Origin of the sequence: Streptomyces marokkonensis, assembly GCF_039539045.1 — a bacterium.
Classification (GTDB): Bacteria; Actinomycetota; Actinomycetes; order Streptomycetales; family Streptomycetaceae; genus Streptomyces; species Streptomyces marokkonensis.
The window spans coordinates 1-3,641 of record NZ_BAABCQ010000301.1 but is presented as its reverse complement, the minus strand read 5'-3'; the positions used below and the strand labels follow the sequence as shown (position 1 = coordinate 3,641).

The 3,641-nt window shown below is 71.2% G+C and carries 2 protein-coding genes; both read left to right on the top strand.

The features are described from left to right. Positions 1-1,378, top strand: a 1,378-nt coding sequence (locus tag ABEA26_RS35110; protein WP_345598023.1) for an ABC transporter substrate-binding protein, incomplete at its 5' end; no start/stop codon positions are given. 212 nt (positions 1,379-1,590) lie between these two features. Next, the gene (typA, locus tag ABEA26_RS35105) at positions 1,591-3,498 is read left to right on the top strand and encodes a translational GTPase TypA (RefSeq protein ID WP_345598021.1); all 1,908 of its coding nucleotides are present in this window, start codon (positions 1,591-1,593) and stop codon (positions 3,496-3,498) included. Positions 3,499-3,641 lie beyond the last annotated feature (143 nt).

Genomic DNA, 3,641 nt, shown 5'->3' with positions numbered 1-3,641 from the left:
CCCGCAGGGCACCCCGGCCGCGGGCGGCTCACCGCTCCAGGGCCCGCAGGGCACCCCGGCCGCGGGCGGCTCACCGCTCCAGGGCCCGCAGGGCACCTCGGCCGCACGGGCACTGCGGTCCTGGGCCATCGCCAACGGCTCCGACGAGGAGGCCGCCGAGGAGGAGATCCTCGCCCGCGAGGAGCGGCGCGTGGCCCGGGAGAAGTTCGAACGCCGGCAGAAGGCCCTGAGCGGCTTCGAGGTCCGCAAGTCCCTGGAGCCCGCCTACACCCAGCTCGCCCTGAACGGCGCCGACGGCCCTCTCGCCGACGAACGTGTCCGCCGGGCGGTGGCCCGCGCCCTGGACCGCGGGAAGCTGGCAGAGGCGGTGCTGAAGCCGCTGGGCCTGCCCGCCGAGCCCGTGGGCAGCCACCTCGCACTGTCCGGCCAGGCCGCCTACGCCGACGGCAGCGGTGCGCTCGGCGACCAGAACGCGAAGGAGGCCCGGGCCCTCCTGGCGGACGCCGGGTGGGTGCCCGGCGGGCCGGTGAAGGAGTCCGAGGACGGAGAGGAGGCGGCCGGCGCCGAGAAGTCCGAGGACGGCGAGGACGAGAAGAAGTCCGAGGGCGGCGACGAGGGAACGTACATCGTCGGCGAGGACGACAAGAACCCGGACGACAAGAACCCGGACGGCAAGAGTTCGGACGGCGAGGAGCGAGGCGAGAAGGACGAGCGCAGCAGCGGTAAGAACACCGCCCAGGGCGGCGCCCCCGGCGCCTACGCCCCCAAGGGCACCGCTGCCCCGGCCGGCTCCGCGGTGGCCCCGCTCGCCAAGGACGGCAAGGCGCTCACCCTGGGCTTCGTGCTCCCCTCCGGCCCCGGCTCCGACGCCCTGCGCACCGTGGCCGACCGCGTCTCGGACATGCTGGAGGAGATCGGTATCGGCACCGAGATCACCAAGGTCCCGGACGAGAGCTACTTCAAGGACCACATCGCCTCCGGCGAGTACGACCTGGCGCTCTACTCCTGGCCCGCGTCCGCCTTCCCCGCCACCGACGCCCGCCCCATCTACGCCAAGCCCGTCCCGGCCGCCGACGGCTCCCTGAACGTCGCGCAGAACTACACCCGCGTCGGCACCGACCAGGTCGACCAGCTCTTCGACCAGGCCGTGGCCACGCTGGACCAGAAGAAGGCCCGCGACCTGCTCCGCAAGGCCGACTCCCGGATCTGGGCGGCGGCCGGCTCCGTCCCCCTCTACCAGCGCCCCCAGCTCCTGGCGGCCCGGAAGAACCTGGCCAACGCGGGCGCCTTCGGTTTCGAGACCCCGGTCCACGAGGACATGGGCTTCCTCAAGAAGGGTGCCCGGGGGTCCCGTCCGTCGGCGAGTCCGTCGTCCTGACCGGCGTCCCCGGGCCCCCGGGCCGCGCGCCCACAGCACCTGGCTCCGGCGCCCCTTCGGGCCCCCGGGCCCCGCGTCCACAGCACCTGGCAAACCCCAGTCCCCGGGGCCCCGTACCATTGGGTGAGGCCGTGGCATGTACCGCCCGGCAGGCCCGAGTGACAAGGACGTACGCGAGGGCCGACCTCACACCCTCCGGGAGTACGCCTCATATGGCCACGCGCCACGACATCCGCAACGTCGCCATCGTCGCCCACGTCGACCACGGCAAGACCACCATCGTCGACGGCATGCTGAAGCAGGCCGGCGCCTTCGCCGCGCACCAGCTCGAAGGCGTCGACGACCGCATGATGGACTCGAACGACCTGGAGCGTGAGAAGGGCATCACGATCCTGGCCAAGAACACCGCGGTGAAGTACCACCCGAAGGCCGGCGGGGACCCGATCACGATCAACATCATCGACACCCCCGGCCACGCCGACTTCGGTGGCGAGGTCGAGCGCGGTCTGTCGATGGTCGACGGCGTCGTCCTGCTCGTGGACGCCTCCGAGGGCCCGCTGCCGCAGACCCGCTTCGTGCTGCGCAAGGCGCTCAGCCAGCGGCTGCCGATCATCCTCTGCATCAACAAGACGGACCGTCCGGACGCCCGGATCGACGAGGTCGTCAACGAGACGTACGACCTCTTCCTCGACCTGGACGCCGACGAGGAGCAGATCGAGTTCCCGATCGTCTACGCGTGCGGCCGGGACGGCGTCGCCTCCCTCACCAAGCCCGACGACGGCACGGTCCCGTCCGACTCCACCACGCTGGAGCCGTTCTTCTCCACGATCCTGGACTACATCCCGGCCCCGACCTACGACGAGGACGCCCCGCTCCAGGCGCACGTGACCAACCTGGACGCGGACAACTTCCTCGGCCGTATCGCCCTGCTGCGCGTCCACCAGGGCGAGCTGAAGAAGGGCCAGACGGTCGCCTGGATGAAGCGCGACGGGACCGTCAGCAACGTCCGCATCTCCGAGCTGATGATGACCGAGGCGCTCACCCGCAAGCCGGCCGAGAAGGCCGGCCCCGGTGACATCTGCGCCGTCGCGGGCATCCCGGAAATCATGATCGGTGAGACCCTGGCCGACCAGGAGAACCCGGTCCCGCTGCCGCTGATCACGGTGGACGAGCCCGCGATCTCCATGACCATCGGCACCAACACCTCGCCGCTGGTCGGCCGCGGCGCCACCGGCAAGGGCGCGGACAACAAGGCGGCCGTCAAGGACCGCAAGGTCACCGCCCGCCAGGTCAAGGACCGCCTGGACCGCGAGCTGATCGGCAACGTCTCGCTGCGCGTCCTGGACACCGAGCGCCCGGACGCCTGGGAGGTGCAGGGCCGCGGTGAGCTGGCGCTGGCCATCCTGGTCGAGCAGATGCGCCGCGAGGGCTTCGAGCTGACGATCGGCAAGCCGCAGGTCGTCACCAAGGACGTCGAGGGCAAGACGTACGAGCCCGTCGAGCGGATGACGGTCGACGTGCCCGAGGAGCACATGGGCGCGGTCACGCAGGTCATGGGCGTGCGCAAGGGCCGGATGGACAACATGTCCAACCACGGCTCCGGCTGGGTCCGCATGGAGTTCGTGGTTCCCTCCCGCGGCCTGATCGGCTTCCGCACGGAGTTCCTGACCCAGACCCGCGGCACCGGCATCGCCCACTCCATCCACGAGGGCCACGAGCCCTGGTTCGGCGCCCTGTCGACCCGTAACAACGGCTCGCTGGTCGCCGACCGTTCCGGAGCCGTCACCGCGTTCGCGATGACGAACCTCCAGGAGCGCGGCGTGCTCTTCACGGAGCCCGGCACCGAGGTGTACGAGGGCATGATCGTCGGCGAGAACTCCCGCGCCGACGACATGGACGTGAACATCACCAAGGAGAAGAAGCTCACCAACATGCGGTCGGCCGCGGCCGATTCGTTCGAGGCGATCGTCCCGCCGCGCAAGCTCTCGCTGGAGCAGTCGCTGGAGTTCTGCCGCGACGACGAGTGCGTCGAGGTGACTCCGGAGGCCGTTCGCATCCGCAAGGTGAACCTGGACGCCCGCGAGCGCGCCCGCGCCGCGAGCCGCGCCAAGCACGGCTGATCCACCGGCTGTTCCACCAGCTGATCCGTCGGCTGCCGGCGCACCGTCGGCACGCGGCGGAGCCCGGGTGCCCCCATCGTGGGGGCACCCGGGCTTTTTTCAACCCGTTTTCCGGGGCCCGGACCCCCCTCCGAAGCCCTCCG

What these genes read in the sequence shown, in the direction of transcription:
- typA (WP_345598021.1), top strand. Translation starts at nt 1,591, where the DNA reads ATGGCCACGCGCCACGACATCCGCAACGTCGCCATCGTCGCCCACGTC.